General features: G+C 32.6%; 22 protein-coding genes. 21 read left to right on the top strand and 1 reads right to left on the bottom strand.

Annotated elements, in window-relative coordinates; all coding sequences use genetic code 11:
• The first annotated feature begins 201 nt into the window (after positions 1–201).
• The 20 genes from GZ212_RS15790 (at position 202) to GZ212_RS15695 (ending at position 13596) form a co-directional block, all read left to right on the top strand.
• The gene (locus GZ212_RS15790) at positions 202–597 is read left to right on the top strand and encodes a hypothetical protein (RefSeq protein WP_166962396.1); all 396 of its coding nucleotides are present in this window, start codon (positions 202–204) and stop codon (positions 595–597) included.
• Positions 598–758: 161 nt separating this feature from the next.
• Complete coding sequence (locus GZ212_RS15785; protein WP_166962392.1) at positions 759–1220, top strand: hypothetical protein; 462 nt, start codon at positions 759–761, stop codon at positions 1218–1220.
• 250 nt (positions 1221–1470) lie between these two features.
• A complete protein-coding gene (locus tag GZ212_RS15780) occupies positions 1471–2001 on the top strand; it encodes a hypothetical protein (protein WP_166962389.1) in 531 nt (176 codons plus the stop codon).
• Positions 2002–2161: 160 nt separating this feature from the next.
• Positions 2162–2614 (top strand): hypothetical protein, encoded by a 453-nt coding sequence (locus GZ212_RS15775; protein WP_166962386.1) that lies wholly within the window; start codon positions 2162–2164, stop codon positions 2612–2614.
• The gene (locus GZ212_RS15770) at positions 2607–2990 is read left to right on the top strand and encodes a hypothetical protein (RefSeq protein WP_166962383.1); all 384 of its coding nucleotides are present in this window, start codon (positions 2607–2609) and stop codon (positions 2988–2990) included. The genes GZ212_RS15775 and GZ212_RS15770 overlap by 8 nt, the downstream gene beginning before the upstream one ends.
• A gap of 127 nt (positions 2991–3117) precedes the next feature.
• The gene (locus GZ212_RS15765) at positions 3118–3717 is read left to right on the top strand and encodes a hypothetical protein (RefSeq protein WP_166962058.1); all 600 of its coding nucleotides are present in this window, start codon (positions 3118–3120) and stop codon (positions 3715–3717) included.
• Positions 3718–3884: 167 nt separating this feature from the next.
• On the top strand, positions 3885–4274 hold the full coding sequence (locus GZ212_RS15760; protein WP_166962380.1) for a hypothetical protein: 390 nt from the start codon (positions 3885–3887) through the stop codon (positions 4272–4274).
• A gap of 165 nt (positions 4275–4439) precedes the next feature.
• On the top strand, positions 4440–5099 hold the full coding sequence (locus GZ212_RS15755; RefSeq protein WP_166962377.1) for a hypothetical protein: 660 nt from the start codon (positions 4440–4442) through the stop codon (positions 5097–5099).
• Between the two features lie 124 nt (positions 5100–5223).
• Entirely contained in the window at positions 5224–5808 is a 585-nt protein-coding gene (locus GZ212_RS15750; RefSeq protein ID WP_166962374.1) for a hypothetical protein, read from the top strand.
• Between the two features lie 152 nt (positions 5809–5960).
• Complete coding sequence (locus GZ212_RS15745) at positions 5961–6401, top strand: hypothetical protein (protein WP_166962371.1); 441 nt, start codon at positions 5961–5963, stop codon at positions 6399–6401.
• Between the two features lie 165 nt (positions 6402–6566).
• Positions 6567–7139 (top strand): hypothetical protein, encoded by a 573-nt coding sequence (locus GZ212_RS15740; RefSeq protein ID WP_166962368.1) that lies wholly within the window; start codon positions 6567–6569, stop codon positions 7137–7139.
• Between the two features lie 37 nt (positions 7140–7176).
• Entirely contained in the window at positions 7177–7398 is a 222-nt protein-coding gene (locus GZ212_RS15735; RefSeq protein WP_166962365.1) for a hypothetical protein, read from the top strand.
• A 398-nt stretch (positions 7399–7796) separates the two neighbouring features.
• Positions 7797–8375: a hypothetical protein gene (locus GZ212_RS15730; protein WP_166962362.1), complete on the top strand. Its 579-nt coding sequence runs from the start codon at positions 7797–7799 to the stop codon at positions 8373–8375.
• A 156-nt stretch (positions 8376–8531) separates the two neighbouring features.
• On the top strand, positions 8532–9359 hold the full coding sequence (locus GZ212_RS15725; protein WP_166962359.1) for a hypothetical protein: 828 nt from the start codon (positions 8532–8534) through the stop codon (positions 9357–9359).
• A 128-nt stretch (positions 9360–9487) separates the two neighbouring features.
• On the top strand, positions 9488–10003 hold the full coding sequence (locus tag GZ212_RS15720; protein ID WP_206080468.1) for a hypothetical protein: 516 nt from the start codon (positions 9488–9490) through the stop codon (positions 10001–10003).
• Between the two features lie 165 nt (positions 10004–10168).
• On the top strand, positions 10169–10660 hold the full coding sequence (locus GZ212_RS15715) for a DUF3592 domain-containing protein (protein WP_166962353.1): 492 nt from the start codon (positions 10169–10171) through the stop codon (positions 10658–10660).
• A 41-nt stretch (positions 10661–10701) separates the two neighbouring features.
• Positions 10702–10923: a PLD nuclease N-terminal domain-containing protein gene (locus GZ212_RS15710; protein ID WP_166962350.1), complete on the top strand. Its 222-nt coding sequence runs from the start codon at positions 10702–10704 to the stop codon at positions 10921–10923.
• A 114-nt stretch (positions 10924–11037) separates the two neighbouring features.
• Entirely contained in the window at positions 11038–11637 is a 600-nt protein-coding gene (locus tag GZ212_RS15705) for a hypothetical protein (protein WP_166962347.1), read from the top strand.
• A gap of 88 nt (positions 11638–11725) precedes the next feature.
• Positions 11726–12556: an alpha/beta hydrolase gene (locus GZ212_RS15700; protein WP_166962343.1), complete on the top strand. Its 831-nt coding sequence runs from the start codon at positions 11726–11728 to the stop codon at positions 12554–12556.
• A 47-nt stretch (positions 12557–12603) separates the two neighbouring features.
• Positions 12604–13596 (top strand): PD40 domain-containing protein, encoded by a 993-nt coding sequence (locus GZ212_RS15695; RefSeq protein WP_166962340.1) that lies wholly within the window; start codon positions 12604–12606, stop codon positions 13594–13596.
• 29 nt (positions 13597–13625) lie between these two features.
• Here the strand turns inward: GZ212_RS15695 and GZ212_RS15690 are convergent, their stop codons facing one another.
• A complete protein-coding gene (locus tag GZ212_RS15690) occupies positions 13626–14789 on the bottom strand; it encodes an exo-alpha-sialidase (protein ID WP_166962337.1) in 1164 nt (387 codons plus the stop codon).
• Positions 14790–14983: 194 nt separating this feature from the next.
• Between GZ212_RS15690 and GZ212_RS15685 the strand changes: the two genes are divergently transcribed.
• Complete coding sequence (locus tag GZ212_RS15685; protein ID WP_166962334.1) at positions 14984–15670, top strand: hypothetical protein; 687 nt, start codon at positions 14984–14986, stop codon at positions 15668–15670.
• Positions 15671–15757: the final 87 nt, after the last annotated feature.

The raw sequence follows: 15757 nt of genomic DNA, 5'->3' as shown, positions 1-15757 counted from the left end.
AAACTTGGATAAGAAAAGAATTATGCCTTATGAAAAACTGAAAAATAAAATTACGTTTTACAACAACGGCTATAATTCAGCGTGGCTTATGCCCTATTCTGGAAAATATGTAAATTTAACCAAGCTGATTTCTTACGCGGAATGTCCTACGGACGATTCCACGCCGAAATCATAGCCCAACCGTTGTGTGTAATTTGAGCAATGAGACAAACAATAACCAAATCTGACAAAAATTTGAAAATCCTAAACAAACTAATTGTGAATGGATTTTATACTGGTTATATCGGACCTGAAAAGTTTGAATTAATGCCAAAACGCTTTCCGAACAATCACAGGTTAATCGGAATTATAAATGAGAATGGGAATTATGACTTGAAATTTGATTTTAAGCCACCAATGAATATTGCTGGAAAAATATTAATCGGACTTGGAATTCTGACTATAATAGTTTCTCTGATTAAAGGAAATTGGATTTTGCCAATCGCGTTGACCATTTTCGGACTGTTATTCTTTGCGGATTTTAAACTAAAAGAGAAAAAAGAAATAAATCTTTTGACTGACAAAATGTTGGAGTTTCATAAATCGGAATATGAATAAAAAACTACACACAACAATGTATAACCGCAATTACGGCGGATTCGACTACGTCCGAATCCACTCGGAATTGCTAACGTGTGTGCTAAACCGAATATTAACGCATATTAACCAGTAACTGACGGTTATACTAAACCGTTGTGTGTAATGTTGACCAAACGATTATGAGTAGAATATTAATAATAATTTTGACTTTGATTTTTATGACTGGTTGCAAGAGCAGAAAGGAAAAGTTGGTTGAGAAAATTAATTCACTTGGATATCCTGACAACGAAATTGTCGTTTCATTAAAAGACTTTTTTGACGGAAATAATGACCGTGCTTCAATTGGACCAAATATTCATGTTGACCAGCCATCACCACAGGAATTTTATAAAAAATTGACCGAATTGGAAAACTCGGAAATGGTAGAAAGAATATTAGTCCGAATTCAAGATGTAGAAGATTTAGACTGGCCGTTTACGGATACTGTTTATGTGATTTCTAAATTATCATTAGAGGAAATTAAATCAAAATTGACTGACCTACAACCTGACGAAATTCACGAGGAATGGATGTACGGAAAGCCAATTAATGCTCCTGATTTAAAAAACGGATATAAAATTTATTCAGTATGGTGGGATTAAAAAAACACTACACACAACAACGTGTAACCCGCATTGCTTCTGATTTTCCTCATCGGAAAATCCTCGCTAGCGGAAAAGTCGGTACTTTTTAGCTATTTTAGTACCAAAACCACGCAACGACGAGGTTACACACACCGTTGGCTGTAATTTAAAAAGTCCGTTAACTAATTGAAAATTCGTGTTTACTCATTAAGACTTTTCTATAAAAATTAACTGGATTAAATTGGAAATGAATTTTAAACAGAAAGATTTGAAAAAAGCAATACTTCTGACTTTCTTACTCAATTGCGGAATCGGATTCTCGCAGACTGAATTTCCATTTTATGAGCAAATTGCGTTTGACTTTTATCAATCAAAAATAATCGATTCCTTTCCGACTAAAAAGAAAGTAAAAGTTTATCCATACGTGCTTGATTTTAAACCTGACTATTTTGTTTTTAATAACCCAAGTTGTTTGGGAATAAAATGGAAAAGTAATGAACAATTTGAACCTCTAAAAGATTATGTCGAAACCCAGATGAACATTGATTCAGATAGATTTGAATTGGGCTTTTCTAACCTTAATAGAAAGAAATTTAAAGTAAAAAAAAGAGGAAAAGGAAATTATCCAAGATTAAATATCACAGCACCTCACAAAGAAATTGACGGAACTGAACGGATTTTTGTGAATATTCACGAAACTCACGAGAATTTGTGGATTACCTATCATATTGAATTTAATGAAAAGGGAGAAATAATAAATTGGTGTAGGAATTACGCAGAAATAATAAGAACATATTAAAAACTACAGCCAACAACGGCTATAATTCAGCGTGGCGACAGTGCAAAAACCAAAAGTAAAACCTATATTTAAACAGATTTCTCTGCGGAATAGTCCTGCGGACGATTCCACGCCGAAATCATAGCCCAACCGTTGTGGTGCATTTGACCAAAATTGCGGAATGAACAGAAATCAAAGAAATATATTAGCCGAAAATCTTCGACATTATCTATCTGGAACGATAACGAACTTTGAATTTATGGACAGAATTGAGCCAATTTATCCAACAGACGATAAAGGAATTCGAGCAATTGAAAGTGAATTTTGGTTTTGTTACGATGATTTAAGAGAACATAAAAATCTAGGTAAAGACAAACTGACTGATGAAACAGAAAAACATATCAAACGATTTATTTTGTTTCTAAAATCGGACAACGAATACGAATGGAAAGACCCAAAATTTCCTAATCCGTTTAAATGGCTTTTGAATTTAATAACGTTTGGGATTTACCCTAAAAAATCGGACAAAAAAGAAGCTGAAAATATTGAAGTTGGAGACGAAAGAGTATGGCCATTTTTTCGACAATCTGAATTGGATAAAGAAATGAATAATCCGAAATATCTAAATGGATAAAATAATTTTAGAAACGGAATCATATTTAGTTGAGGGAAAAGGAAATGAAAGGTTCTTACCCTTTCTGGAAATTGAATATAATGAAACAATTATTTACGAAAACAATGTTCCCAAATATTATTTGTCTTTTTCAAGTGATTTAGATTCAGCAAATGGTTTAGGAAATTGGTTTATGTCTGAACTAAAAGAAAAAAGGAACGATTTAAGTAAATTAATAATTGAGATTGGCAATCGCTTAAATTTAAAATGGGATGTTTTCTATTCTGACTTTGGAGAATTAATAGAGGACAGTTGGGAACCAGAAAAGGTGGAATTAATTATATTTAATGACGAATTAATTGAAAAAATAAAAACGACACCACAACACCGTGTATAGCTCATTGCGGCTGAATTCCTAATCGGAATTCATTGCAATTTGCTATCTTTAGATTACGGCGGAAAATCCTCGTGGATTTCCCGCAACAAGCCATACACAAACCGTTGTAGTGCATTTTGACTAACCAATGAAAATTAAGAAACTAATATTATTAATGGGCATTTTAAGTGGCATTTTTGGATGTAGCCAAAATAAAAAACTGATTGAATTGACTTCTAATCAAGACGCAGAAGAAGGTTGGCAAGATTTAATTTTCACAATAACTCAAAAAGTAAAATTAGACAACGGATTTTGGAGTTTGACCTGTAAAGCAAAATATGAAAACCAAACAGTCGGACTGAAAATCAATATTGCGGACGGAATTCCAGCAGGAATTGTAGGTAAAGAAATTGACAACACAAGTTTTGCATCAAAAGGAGTTGAAATTCAGTCAATCGGAAAAGAAAGCGACAAACTAATCGAAGTTATATCTAAACTTTATGGACAGCCAAAATCATCGGTATTTACAAGCGAAAAACTGATTTTTACTGCTTTCCCATTAAATAAAGAGAAAGCTATTTTAGAAAATGGACGATTTCATTTTAAACTATTCTTTGACGAAAATGATGAGCAGAATTTATACGCAGAAATATTCCTCAATCCTGACTTAAAAAACGGAACTCTCGAATTGAATGAAAAGGATGAAGAATATCGAATGAATATTGTAAAACTGTTATCTGAAAAATGAAAAACGCACTACAACAATGTATAACCGCAATTACGGCGGATTCGACTACGTCCGAATCCACTCGGAATTGCTAACGCCAGTGCTAAACCGAAAAACAAAGTAAACTAAACCGATAACTGACGGTTATACTAACCGTTGGCAACTATTAAAACTGAAGCGTATCGATTATGAGAAGATTGATTTTAATAATTTTAACTCTGATTTCAATTTCCTGTGAAAAAGCAAAAACGCCAATTAATGAAAATCTAATCGGATTCAAATCTGAAGAAGTAGGTGAACCAGGAGCAATGTATAAAAATGGTGAATGGATTGATTACGAATTTGACACCGATAGAATTGATGTGAAATATTTTGAGGATATTATAGTAGCTAAAACTTTTACTGCTGGAAATGCTTGTGGAAAATATGAATTAAACGTTGAATTTAAAGATGACACAATTGAACTTCTGTATTATCTAAATAATAAGACGGAAGACCTTTGTGAGTCTCTCAAAATTGAAAGCTTGACTTATATAATTAATAATCCCAAGAAAATAAAATGGGAAATAATAAAATAACAGTTGCCAACACAGTGTATAATTCATTGCTTCCGATTTTCCTCACGGAAAATCCTCGCAACTTTATTATCTTAGTTTCTTAACACGAAAATCCTAGCGGATTTTCACGCAACGAAACTATACACAAACCGTTGTGTACCATTTTGAAAAAAACCTCGAACCTGAATGAAAATCGGAATTAATAACATCTTTACAACTTTTTGGTTTTTCATAATGACTTTATGTGGAGGAACTCTGACCTACTTTGCGTTTGACAAAAACTTATTTACGGGCGATTTAATCTTCATTGGTAAATTTTTCGTCGGACTTTTTATCTTAATCACAATTGGAATTCTTTTTTACTTTCTATACAAATTCAGAATATTAATTATTGACAAAAATAAAATCATTTCAATCCATCCATTTTGGTTTAAAAAACAAAAAATTGACCTGAATAAAATTAAAGGTCTGAAAGCGGAAAACTTCTTTGCTTTCAGAGGAACAGTATACAGAAAAATTAAGGTTACTGACTTTAGCGGAACTGTGGAAATTAGTGATTTGGAATTTGAGAACTTCGAAAAACTAACATCTGAATTAAATATTGACCAAAATAAAAAGAAAGCGATTGATTTCGAACAAGCAAAGTCAAATCTTTCGAATATGATTTTCAATATTTACATACTTTCAGGACTTTTAATATTTTTAGTTTTCAATGCTATTTGGAACAGTGGATTTCATTCAATAATTCTTGCTCTTTTTATAGGCATTGGAATTTTATTATACGCATCAATTAAACGGAATTTAGAATATAGAAAAATAATAAAAACGGTACACAACACCGTGTAAAAATAATTGCTTGGTTCTAGCCTACTCGGAAAATCCTGCGGATTTTCCTCTGGTTAGTTCCATTTTTAGTAAGTTAGTTGCTTGCACACGCAACTATCCTTACACCAACCGTTGTAAACAATTTATGAAAACCATAAAAAGCATTATAATTTTAGTTCTTTTTTTAACTTTTAGTTGTCAACAAGAAAAGAAATCACCAGAAAGAAATACTGATTCAAAACTTGAACTTGACAAAAATAATTCAGAAACGAAACCCAAATCTGACAACAATTCAATCTCAAAAAAGAATTCTGAAAATGTGATTTTTCGGGATATTACAGAATTGGAAAAGTATAACGGATTTGAAAAAATCAGCGGACAAGTTTTAGGTAATTCAGATAAAGCTTTGGTTTATATTAAAAAGGACAGTTTAAAAGTCTTAATTCTAGAAAAAATAATAAAAAACTCATCACCCAAATCCAATTATTCAATTCTTGATGAAGTGAGTTTGACATTTAAAAATTCCGATCAATATATTGCCTTGACTCAATGTGATTTAATTGAAAATCCTGATGATAAAATAATATTTAGCTTGGTTGAGAATGAGGAAGTTGAATATTTCGACAAAATATTAAAAACTTGGATTATTGATTTAAACGAAAATAAGTTTAAAGAAATTGAGACAGACAAAGTTAAATGCTTGAATGAATGGTTCGGTTATGACGGATAAAAAACTGTTTACAACACCGGCTATAGTTCATTGCTTCTGACTTTCCTCTCGGAAAGTCCTCGCAAATTTGCTATCTTCGGTTTACGGCGGAAAATCCTCGCGGATTTTCACGCAACGAAACCATAGCCAAACCGTTGGCTGTAATTAAAAAAATGAGAAAACGAATATCAACGAATACAAGAAATTGGAGATTTGCACCAATCATTATAGGAATTATAATGTTAGGAATCGTTATTAAAATTTTGACTGAAAATAAAAATGACCTTTTAGCAATCGGAATTCTGACTTTTTTCATCTTCATGCTTACTGGATTATATTTTGTTTTTGATAGAGCTAAATCAATCGAATTTGACAATCAACACTTGTTCATTTTATCTAAAAATTTGGATGAAAAAATACCATTTAAAAATATAAAAAAAATAAAAAAAACTCTTGCGGAAATCAATGACCGAGATATTTGGAAAATATATTATCGAGATAAAAATAATATTGAAAAATCAATTAGAGTATGGCCTCGATGGAATTCAAAATACTTCGAAGAATTTAAAAGTGTTGCGCTAGAAAACAATAATGAAATAGTAATAAAAAAATAAAAAACTACAGCCAACACTGTATATAAAAAATTGCTGGTGTTGTGCTAAAACAAAGGTCGTTGCACGTTTGCTACGTCTGATTTTCCTTCGGAAAATCCTCGCACGCAAACCCGCATCGAGCCATACACAAACCGTTGTAGCACAATATGACCAACCAAGCGCAGAATGAATAAAATCAAAGTTCTTTTATTGTTTGTTGCGATCGGGATTATTTCCTGTAAAACTTCTGAAAAGGAAATTGACAAATTGGAAATTGTCAAGAAATACTATGAAGTTCTTGACAAATCAAATGTTTCTGGAATCGAAACTTTGCTGACTGATAGCCTATCAACAAAGGAAACCGAATACGATTATGAACAGACATTTTCCAAAAAGGAGTACGTGGAATGGCTAAAATGGGATTCTGTGTTTGAACCGACATACAAAATCCTCGAAATCAGACAGGAAAACGGAACCGTAAGAGCTAAAATTTCAAAAACGGACAAAAGAATCTCTTTCCTTCACAAAGAACCTATTGTGACTGAACAAGTTATCCGTTTTGACAAGGATAAAATAAGCAGTATTGAAACAACAAAATATGTGATTTTCAACGATTCAGTATTTGTGAAAAACAGAGACGGGCTCCTTAATTGGATTGACAAAAATCACCCAGAACTAAATGGTTTTATCTACGACCAAACAAAGACTGGCGGAATTAATTATTTAAAAGCGATTGAGCTTTATGAAAATAAAAAATAAAGAAAGTACAACAATGTATTACCACATTTTCTAATCCATGGGTGAATCAAATAAATTTCCAGAATCCGAAATCACCCTCTTTCTATTAGGACCATTTTATTTGATTTTTATAAAATTAAATGGAACTTACAACTCAACTTATAACCCTGGAATTAAACGCACTAAAGACAAGAAAATGGGACGGAAATTGATTTTGATGAGTTTAGGTACTATTTTTCATGTAGCTCTAGCCATTGTACTGGTTAGTTATGATTTATGAAGAATAAGAGAATTTATAAAATCTTGAGACTTTACTTAATTGGATTAATCTGCCTTGTCCTTTATTACTTTTTGGAGAATTCTTATATAATAGATATACTCGTTCAAAAATCAGAAAGAGGACATTATGGTAGTTTTCCAACATTCTTTCTAACCGGATTATTTAAATATGGCTTATCTGCAATCGGAATAGGAATTATTATAATTCTGAGTTTTCTGTTAATCCAAGAGAGAATAAAAAAACAATTGAACAAATAAAACGTGCCACAACAACATGTATAGCTCATTGCTTCTGATTTTCCTTTGGAAAATCCTCGCGCTGAATTAAAGCCTGTTTTTATTTACTAAATTAGTTGCTGAAACACGCAACGAAACCATAACAAAACCTGTAGCGGCAATATGAAAAAAATCATTCAATACATAGTTTTCACTATTTGTATTGGTTGTCTAAACAATTCTTCTGATTTCCACACATCACAATTTGAAGCAACTAAGACCAATGTTAATAAATATCTATTAAATGAAATTCAATATCCATTACACAAATTGAATTTAATGCCTATTTCGAAATTGTCGACCAATACTATTCGAATATGGAAATTTCCTGGTGCTGGAGCTGCTTATGAAGAAATGGTCGAATATAATATTGACACTTCACATTTAAGACTTTTTTCTTATTTAATAAAAGAAATGGAAGAAGAAGAAAATTTATCTAACCTTAATTTTACTAAGAAAATAAATGATCAAAAAATAAAAAATGAATTAAGAAAAGTAATAGAATCTATCAACTTTGATAAAATTAAAGATAGTGACAAATACTGTAAATCAAGTCTTGGTTGTTCTGACATATTTTTATTTCAACACACAAATGGTAAAAGAATAACAAATTTCACGATACTACCCGATATTATAAATTGTAATAACCCCGAAAGTGCAACGCATAAAGAAATTTTAAAAACTGCGGCTAAAATATTTTAAATACTGCCGCTAACAACTGCTATAATTCAGCGTGGCTTATGCCCTATTCGGGAAAATATGTAAATTTAAGAATGCTGATTTCTTACGCGGAATTTCCTGCGGACGATTCCACGCCGAAATCATAGCCCAACCTTTGTCTTACATATGAAAAAACCTATGAAATACATTTTATTACTTATAATTCTGTTTTCATTTTCAGGAATGAATCTTATTGCTCAGTCGACTAAAGACAGTCTTAAACCAAAAATAAAAATGGTAAAAGAAGTCTTATATAAAGTTGAAAATGGAGAATTGAAAAGTAGGGATAATCTTTTTGAATCGAAACTAAATTCATATACGATTTTTGATAAAAATGAAAAGACAATCGAATTTGTTCAGTATGAAACGGATGGTTCTTTATACGAAATAACAATTTATGAAAGAAATGAAAAAGGAGATGCTCAAAAAGCTACAAAGAAAAACTCATCGGGTGAAATAAAAAGCTATTGGACTTACGAATACGATTCTAACGAAAATATGATTGAGGTCAAAACCTACGATGAAGAAAATAATTTGATCAATATCCAATCTAATAGATATGATGAAAACGGGAATAATATTGAGATGATATTGAAGAAACCTGGAAGCGAAAATGGCTGGAAACATGTTTACAATTATACTTCAGACAAGAAAAAAGTTGAGCAATTCAGATATAAACCAGATGGAAGTTTAAGAGACAGAAGAACCTACTCTTACAATAAGGATGGAAATGAAAATATGCAGTTCAAATTTAATCCAGATGGAAGTTTTACGAAATTTATGTCTGAATATGATAAGATGGATAATCTAATAATTCAAAATTGGTTTAATGAACAAAACAAACAAACACATCAAACATCATTCAAATATGTGTATGATAAAAATGGTAATTGGATAACAAAAATGAGAAGTTCGAATGGGGAATTAAGTATGGTTTGGGAACGACAAATAGAATATTACGAATAAAATACGTTGTCCAACATTTCGATAAAAATCGGGTGAAAAACAAAAAACAGATAATACGATTGATTGTGATTTTAGGAATTGGACTATTCCTAACTTATCGAATATACCAATTCAGGTTTTCGAGTTTTATGTTTGATGGAATAATATTTGGAGGAATCGCACTATTTGGAATTGCATATTGGATTTGGTCTACAACAAAAGATATTAAACAATATAAACTGACTAAAAATAACAGATTTTTAATTGGACCAATAATAGGAATTTTATTCATCGGACTGATTATCGGACTAAATTGGAAAAACAACTCTGAATTTAATAAACCGACTTTGCTTCGGGCATATTATGATGGAGATTTTAACGGAACAAGTATCGACTTTAAAACAGACGGAACTTATATTTTCGATAATCACGCAATCGGATTTAGTGAATACGTTTATGGAAAATATAAAATCAACGGACAATCAATAAGTTTGGACAGAAACGAAATTGATAATATAATTAAAACCGACATCCTCGAAATTAAAGACATTGCCGAAAATGGAGTTGATTACTTGGCTGGAACATATCTTTTGCAGATTAAGCCGAATGGAAATGAAATAGAACGAGCAACTAAATTCAGAGTCGTAGAAGACAATAGAAAATGAAAAAACGTTGTACAATAACGTATAACTGCAATTACGGCGGATTCGTATACGCTCAGGGCAGGCTAGAATCCACTCGGAATTAATAATGATAGTGCCAAACCTAAAAACAAAGTAAAACAAACCGATAACTGACGGTTTTATGAGACCGTTACTAACAATTTAAAGATGACCACTTATTTAAAAAAACACATTTTACAAATTGGACTTTTAATTGTGATTTTCGGCACCTTTTTTTACAATAAAGAATTACTCGGCGGACTAATTTTTTTAATTATTGGTTGTGGATTTTTATATGCAGGATTCTATATTCGAAGTTCGAATAGTAGAATACAAGCAAACGGAATTAAAACTCAAGCAAAAATAATTGATTACTTTGAGGAAGAAAGTGAAGATGCTGACGGATATTCAAGTACTTACTACTACCCTATTGTCCGATTTACCGACAAAAATGGAATTGAAACAACACAAAAATTAAACTCTAGCGCAAACCCAAAGAAGATTAATCAACCGATTGAAATCATTTACTTGAAAAAAGATAATGAATACGAAATAATGATTAATAGTGACTTTTGGAAAACCTACTTTCCCATAATTTTCATTATTATTGGGTTTTTATTTTCTGGAATTGGAATTATATGGTTGATAAATGAAATCTGATTTATAAACTACCAACAACACCCAATATAAAATTTCACAATATGGATATAATGATCAATGATTTCTCGATAGGCCTTTTTATATGGCAAGCTTTACTTCTATTATCAATAGGTCTTTGGATTTATTGTTTGATTGATATTTTAAAAAATAAATTTGCTCAAAATGACAAATTAATATGGGTTTTAGTAGTCATATTCATTCCATTATTAGGTTCGCTATTGTACCTATTTATTGGAAAAAACAAGAAAATTAAATTGAACTAATAAGAACCGCATTAAGCCAATACCCTTTAAAAATAATTACATGGTTCTGGCCTACTCAGAAAACATCCTGGATTTCAAAAAATAAAACCATAAACGAATCGTGGCCAGAAATAAATGAAAAAATGTATCTGCCTTATTTTTTTGCTTTTTGTAACGCCATTGTTCCATGGCCAAAACATTCCTGAAAATTTCACTTTCGTCGGCAACGTCCTGGGAGATACGACAGACTTAGGCAATGCCATATTTAAAGGAATATTGCCTCCAATACAAAACTCTAAAAATACCATCGAAATTAGATTTCTCATTGCCCCAGATATGAAAACGGATACACTCATCTCTCTTTATTATGATGAGAAATGGAATACAAAAAAATACATTCTGGATTCCAATGAGGCATTAATGATGAAACATAACGATAGTAAGCAAGAGCTTGCTGAAATCTTTAGACAGTTAGTTGAGAATGATATTTTTAATCTACCGGATAACAGTTCTATCAATATTGCTCCCACCTATATAGATCTTGAAACAGGGGAAGTTCAGCAAAGTTTCACAACAGTTCTACACGCGACCACTTATATTGTACAATTTAAGGTGGGTGATAAGTATAGAACCTATGGTTTTAACAGTCCTGAAATTTATGCTAAATCATATCCAGAGATTATAGAATTTAAGAAGTATTTGAATATCTTGAAAATCATTCAAACTATTGAATAAAAACACTTCGATAACACTTGGAATATTCCATCGCTCACTCAAGCGCCGTTAAAAATAATTACCTTTATACTTACTTAAAAATATAGACATGAACCATACCTTTTTAAGTATGATATTCATACTCTTAACCCATCTCCTTGTTGGGCAAGAGTTACCAGAAAAACTAAGCGAAACAGATTTTTCACTTGGTAAAACCATTACTATAAAATCAAACATATTAGAGGAGACCAGAGCATTAAATATATACTTGCCTTCAAGTTATTCAACAGAAAGTTTAAAAACATATCCCGTAATTTATTTGCTGGACGGCTCAAGAAATGAAGACTTTATACATGTTTCTGGAATTGTTCAATTTGGTTCTTTTTCCTGGATTAATATGGTCCCAGAATCCATTGTTGTTGGTATAGGAAATATAGATAGACAACGGGATTTCACATATCCATCTAAAAATAAACTAGACCAAAAGGAGTTTCCATCCTCTGGACAATCGGAAAAATTTATAAGCTTTTTGGAACAAGAACTACAGCCCTATATTGATGCTACCTATCGAACTACTACCATGAAAACGATTATTGGTCAGTCATTAGGGGGCTTATTAGCAACCGAAATTCTATTTGAAAAACCATATCTTTTTGACAACTTTATTATTGTTAGCCCCAGTTTATGGTGGGACGACGAGAAGTTATTAGATAGACAACCAAAACCTTTTGATTCCAAAAAATCAATTTTTATTGCCGTAGGAAAAGAAGGAGAAGTCATGGAGCGGACAGCAAAAGAACTGTTTGATCTACTTGAGAAGAATAGAAAACAACATACCTCTTTATTCTTTGATTTTTTGGACGACAAAACACATGGAGACGCTTTACATTTAGGAGTCTATCATGCATTTGAAAAAATATTTAAATCTCATAAGGAATAATAAAAGACTACTATGCAAGTAATTACCGCTTGCTTGCTTAACACAATATGAAAACCATCGGCTACAAAAAAACAACGTATAAAACCTTTATTTTTCTTTGGCTTCTGTTTTTACTAAACTGTCAATCTCATATTACTACTCAAGAGCCAACTTCTACAATAGATATTCAAAGTGTTTCGGATACTTTGACACTTTTTGGACAAGGTATCATTTCAACTTCCCTTTATGAAAGGGACCTAGCCATAAATCCGCAAGGTGATGAAATTATTTATACTCTAGGCGATTATAAACAAACCAAAAGGTGCTTGGTGCTTTTAAAGAAAGAAAATGGAAAGTGGCTGGAACCAAAAATGATGTCTATATCAGGAAAGCACCAAGATATTGAACCTTTTTACACCAATAACGGGAATACCTTGTACTTTGCTTCCAATAGACCCATTTACAATGATAGCACAAGGCATGATTACAACATTTGGTACAGTGATAAAATTGAAGGTTTATGGTCTGAACCGGAAGCCTTGGATTCCATAATCAACACCAGAGGAGATGAATTTTTTCCTTCCTTAAGTGATAAAGGAAATTTATTCTTTACTGCCACTAGAGAAGACGGTGTAGGTCGTGAAGATATTTTTATGTCAGAATATGAGGCGGGAAATTTCAAAGCTCCCAAACCATTACCACTTGAAATAAACTCAGGCGCTTATGAATTCAATGCCTATATAAGTCCTAAGGAAGATCTTATTATATTTAGCTCCTATGGCAGAGACGATGACTTGGGTGGTGGTGATTTGTATATGAGTCGAAAAAATGAAGGTGGTATTTGGAGTCCATCAGAAAACATGGGGGAACTGATAAACTCTAACAAACTAGATTATTGCCCTTTTATTGATTGGGAAAACGGTAATTTCTATTTTACCAGTGAACGAATGGAAATTAATAACGAGGATCTAAAAAATGTCAAGGCAATAAAAGAACTTTCCCATAGTACCTTAAATGGTTTTGGTAACATTTATAAAATTGGGCTTGACAAAATAGATTAATATTTTTCAGATTCCTTTATCTATTCCAATCAATCTACTATTTCTTTACTAGGTATCAAAGGTATTTTATAATAAGGCCATTCCCCATCCACTATAGGAACCGTAACCAACTCCTCTGGATTAATGACGACATGTTTTATACGCATACGATGCCAAGTATAAACGATATGCACCAATCCATCTGACGTTTGTATCACCGCTGGATAAGCAAAATGTCTCTCTGGTGCATCCAAATAATCTAAAACCAAGGCGGCCTCCCAATGTTGTCCGTCTCTGGTTAGAGCCAAGTTCATCACGCCCCGTCCCTTATGTCCCATTTTCTCTTGGTTTTTGGTGCTGTGGTTATAAACAAGTAACTGTCGCCCATCTTGAAGGGACACAGCATCGATACCCGAGTTATTATTGGGTAAACTGGTAGCTCGCATCTCAGACCAGCTAAGACCACCATCGTCACTCCAACTTTCAGCTATCACCGCATCATCCGTTGCAGTGCGCGCCAACAGTTGAATACGTCCGTTTGGGTAGGTGAGCAAGGTGGGTTGGATAGCTTTGAGGTGTTCCAGATTATTGAGAGGACCTACAAAGTTCCATGTTTGACCGCCATCTAAACTGCGTTCAATATGCACTTGCCATCCCTCCTTTTCATGACTAGAACCTGAGAGAATGGTGCCATCTGCTAATTGTATGGGTTTGTTTTTAATAGGGCCTAAAAGGGGCATTTCTAATTTAGTGGCCAAGGACCATGTTTGGCCAGAATCTTTAGATGTTTTGAATTCGCCCCACCATTCTGAAGGAGTTGGGCCTACCTTATAAAAAAGCATCAAAGGTCCGCCTTGAGGCTGAAATAATACAGGGTTCCACGTTGGGTAGCGCGTTCCATCAGGTTGCACACCATCGGCCACACTAATTGGTAAGGACCATTCGCCACCCTTAGGTTTTCTACTGAGATAAATCTCAACATCAGAATGCCTTTCATGGGTACCTCCAAAAAAGGTACAAAGCAAAGCACCATCACTCAATTCCACTAAACTTGCAGAATGACATTGAGGAAATGGAGCCTTCTCATACAAGAACTCCTCTAAAACAACTCCTTGCTTTGAAGCATAACTTTTAGAATCTTGAGCGCTAAGTGCATTGACGCCTATCAAAAATAGAACCAGGAAGACTTTTGGTTTGAATTGCTTCAAATACATGATTGATTATTTGACGATTAATCCCTTTCGAGAACTTAAATGTACAAAAAACACAGACAGTGACTCTAGGTAGTATATTATTGAGATGATGCCATCAAGAAACACGGATAAGTAGGGCATTGGTTTATGAGGGAATTATATGTAAATTGGAAGGAATAATACAGATCTACAACATTTATCCCATTGTTTGAGGTATGAAAAAAATTACGATAGTATACATAATCCTAACCTTTTTTGGTTGTATTCAAAAGGAAAATTCCAGGACCTCTTTAGAAACAAAACCACAAATTATTAATTCTGAAAAAGATGAAACCCTATTTTGGATTGACACAATTTCAAATAATAAGTTTTTAAAAATCTATTCCAAACCTGAAAATGATTGGCAAAATTTAACTGCCGAATATGGCGATTCAAAATCATCTTATGAAATTGATCTATACACAGAACAGTACAAAATATTTGGTATTCCCTTTACCAACAACATACAATGGATTACTGAAAATAGTTTTGCATTAATTAATGGCTGTGGTACTGATTGTAGATATGTAACAATATTTAATGTAAAAAATCCTGAACCAATTATAACGCGTGTAGATTATTATCCCAAAATGGCATATGGCAACTTTACTAGTGATAATGATAGTTTGTATGTGAAGGTTGATTGGGATTTTGGAAAATACGTCAAATTATCTGTTGTAGATACTGACTCCCAAAGAGAAGCCAAATTCAACTTGCCAAAATGTTGGAATGCCGGAGGTGGATCAGGTCAGATTTACGGAATTATATGGTCAATGGATATTTCCAATGACCATATAACTGTGGCAAACAAGTATGAAGATGGTGAGTTAGAAACTTTAGAAAGTAAATTGTTGTGGGAATAAGAAATCATGCAAAACACCGGGTGTGGTATAAAAAAATTCCATTATTTTTTCTTTAAATGTCGTCACTCTTTCTAATTATAAATCAAC

The sequence above is a fragment of the Mangrovimonas sp. CR14 genome (genome assembly GCF_011764015.1).
GTDB lineage: Bacteria > Bacteroidota > Bacteroidia > Flavobacteriales > Flavobacteriaceae > Mangrovimonas > Mangrovimonas futianensis.
The sequence above is the reverse complement of the archived record's forward strand: the minus strand, read 5'-3'. Positions and strand labels throughout refer to the sequence as shown.

What these genes read in the sequence shown, in the direction of transcription:
- GZ212_RS15790 (WP_166962396.1), top strand. Translation starts at nt 202, where the DNA reads ATGAGACAAACAATAACCAAATCTGACAAAAATTTGAAAATCCTAAAC.
- GZ212_RS15785 (WP_166962392.1), top strand. Translation starts at nt 759, where the DNA reads ATGAGTAGAATATTAATAATAATTTTGACTTTGATTTTTATGACTGGT.
- GZ212_RS15775 (WP_166962386.1), top strand. Translation starts at nt 2,162, where the DNA reads ATGAACAGAAATCAAAGAAATATATTAGCCGAAAATCTTCGACATTAT.
- GZ212_RS15770 (WP_166962383.1), top strand. Translation starts at nt 2,607, where the DNA reads ATGGATAAAATAATTTTAGAAACGGAATCATATTTAGTTGAGGGAAAA.
- GZ212_RS15765 (WP_166962058.1), top strand. Translation starts at nt 3,118, where the DNA reads ATGAAAATTAAGAAACTAATATTATTAATGGGCATTTTAAGTGGCATT.
- GZ212_RS15760 (WP_166962380.1), top strand. Translation starts at nt 3,885, where the DNA reads ATGAGAAGATTGATTTTAATAATTTTAACTCTGATTTCAATTTCCTGT.
- GZ212_RS15755 (WP_166962377.1), top strand. Translation starts at nt 4,440, where the DNA reads ATGAAAATCGGAATTAATAACATCTTTACAACTTTTTGGTTTTTCATA.
- GZ212_RS15750 (WP_166962374.1), top strand. Translation starts at nt 5,224, where the DNA reads ATGAAAACCATAAAAAGCATTATAATTTTAGTTCTTTTTTTAACTTTT.
- GZ212_RS15745 (WP_166962371.1), top strand. Translation starts at nt 5,961, where the DNA reads ATGAGAAAACGAATATCAACGAATACAAGAAATTGGAGATTTGCACCA.
- GZ212_RS15740 (WP_166962368.1), top strand. Translation starts at nt 6,567, where the DNA reads ATGAATAAAATCAAAGTTCTTTTATTGTTTGTTGCGATCGGGATTATT.
- GZ212_RS15735 (WP_166962365.1), top strand. Translation starts at nt 7,177, where the DNA reads ATGGGTGAATCAAATAAATTTCCAGAATCCGAAATCACCCTCTTTCTA.
- GZ212_RS15730 (WP_166962362.1), top strand. Translation starts at nt 7,797, where the DNA reads ATGAAAAAAATCATTCAATACATAGTTTTCACTATTTGTATTGGTTGT.
- GZ212_RS15725 (WP_166962359.1), top strand. Translation starts at nt 8,532, where the DNA reads ATGAAATACATTTTATTACTTATAATTCTGTTTTCATTTTCAGGAATG.
- GZ212_RS15720 (WP_206080468.1), top strand. Translation starts at nt 9,488, where the DNA reads ATGTTTGATGGAATAATATTTGGAGGAATCGCACTATTTGGAATTGCA.
- GZ212_RS15715 (WP_166962353.1), top strand. Translation starts at nt 10,169, where the DNA reads ATGACCACTTATTTAAAAAAACACATTTTACAAATTGGACTTTTAATT.
- GZ212_RS15710 (WP_166962350.1), top strand. Translation starts at nt 10,702, where the DNA reads ATGGATATAATGATCAATGATTTCTCGATAGGCCTTTTTATATGGCAA.
- GZ212_RS15705 (WP_166962347.1), top strand. Translation starts at nt 11,038, where the DNA reads ATGAAAAAATGTATCTGCCTTATTTTTTTGCTTTTTGTAACGCCATTG.
- GZ212_RS15700 (WP_166962343.1), top strand. Translation starts at nt 11,726, where the DNA reads ATGAACCATACCTTTTTAAGTATGATATTCATACTCTTAACCCATCTC.
- GZ212_RS15695 (WP_166962340.1), top strand. Translation starts at nt 12,604, where the DNA reads ATGAAAACCATCGGCTACAAAAAAACAACGTATAAAACCTTTATTTTT.
- GZ212_RS15690 (WP_166962337.1), bottom strand. Translation starts at nt 14,789, where the DNA reads ATGTATTTGAAGCAATTCAAACCAAAAGTCTTCCTGGTTCTATTTTTG.
- GZ212_RS15685 (WP_166962334.1), top strand. Translation starts at nt 14,984, where the DNA reads ATGAAAAAAATTACGATAGTATACATAATCCTAACCTTTTTTGGTTGT.